The organism is Kitasatospora sp. NPDC093558 (assembly GCF_040683475.1).
In the GTDB taxonomy this organism is placed as follows: Bacteria; Actinomycetota; Actinomycetes; order Streptomycetales; family Streptomycetaceae; genus Kitasatospora.
Genome location: NZ_JBFBDY010001264.1, coordinates 1 through 1,237 on the forward strand (window position 1 = coordinate 1; position 1,237 = coordinate 1,237).

Annotated in this window: 1 protein-coding gene; it reads right to left on the reverse strand. The window is 70.7% G+C overall.

The genetic code is table 11. From position 1 onward, the window contains the following. Positions 1 to 38: 38 nt before the first annotated feature. A complete protein-coding gene (locus AB0O00_RS40215) occupies positions 39 to 1,076 on the reverse strand; it encodes a GDP-mannose 4,6-dehydratase (protein WP_363659615.1) in 1,038 nt (345 codons plus the stop codon). Positions 1,077 to 1,237 lie beyond the last annotated feature (161 nt).

Sequence of the window (1,237 nt, forward strand, 5' to 3'; positions counted from 1 at the left end):
GGCGCCCCCACCGCCCTACCGCCGTTCCGGGCCCGGTGTCACCAGCGGGCGCCGGCCAGCACCTCGCCGTAGTCGCGGGCAAGGCGCGCCTGCTCCAGGTCGGACTCCACCATCATCCGCATGAGCTCGGCGAAGTCGACCTTCGGCTCCCAGCCCAGCGTCTCCCGCGCGTTCCCGGCGTCGGCGCAGAGCGTCTCCACCTCGGCGGGCCGTACGAGCCCGGGGTCCACCTCGACGTACCGCTCCCAGTCGAGCCCGACGCACTCGAAAGCGATCCTGGCCGCGTCCCGCACCGAGTGCATCCGCCCGGTGCCGATGACGTAGTCGCCCGGCACGTCCTGCTGGAGCATCAGGTGCATCGCCCGGACGTAGTCCCCGGCGAAGCCCCAGTCGCGGACGGCGTCCAGGTTGCCGAGCAGCAGCCGGTCCTGGAGGCCGAGCTTGATCTGCGCGACCGCGAGGGAGATCTTGCGGGTCACGAACTCGGCCCCGCGGCGCGGCGACTCGTGGTTGAACAGGATCCCCGAGACGCCGTACATCCCGTAGGACTCGCGGTAGTTGCGGGTGATGTAGTGGCCGTAGGTCTTCACCACGCCGTACGGGCTGCGCGGGTGGAAGGTGGTCCGCTCGCTCTGCGGGGTCTCCGCGACCATGCCGAACATCTCGGAGCTGGAGGCCTGGTAGAAGCGGATGCGCCCGGGACCGCCGGCGGCGGCCGCCGGCTTGTTGATCCCGCTGACCATCCGGATCGCCTCCAGCACCCGCAGCACGCCGGTGCCGTTGACCTCGGTAACGAGTTCCGGCTGGCGCCAGGACATCGGCACGAACGAGATCGCCCCGAGGTTGTAGACCTCGTCGGGCTGGATCGAGTCGACGGCGGAGACCAGGCTGCCCTGGTCCATCAGGTCGCCGTCGACGAACCGCAGGTCCGGGATCAGCCTGCTGACCCGGTCCTTCCGCGGATTCGCCTGTCCCCGGGTGAGGCCCCAGACCTCGTACCCCAGGGAGATCAGGTGTTCGGCCAGGTACGACCCGTCCTGGCCGGTCACCCCGGTGATCAGTGCACGCTTGGACATCCGTTCCCCTTCAGCCACTGCTCGCGGGCCGTTCTCGGCACTGCCAGCGAACCAGAGGCAGCGCTAAGGAATTTGCGAGACTTCCGGCCGGACGACCACCCCACCGCCCCCGGCGCCCAACGCGAACGGCCCCGGCGGGCGGGTAGCCGCGCCGGGGCCGT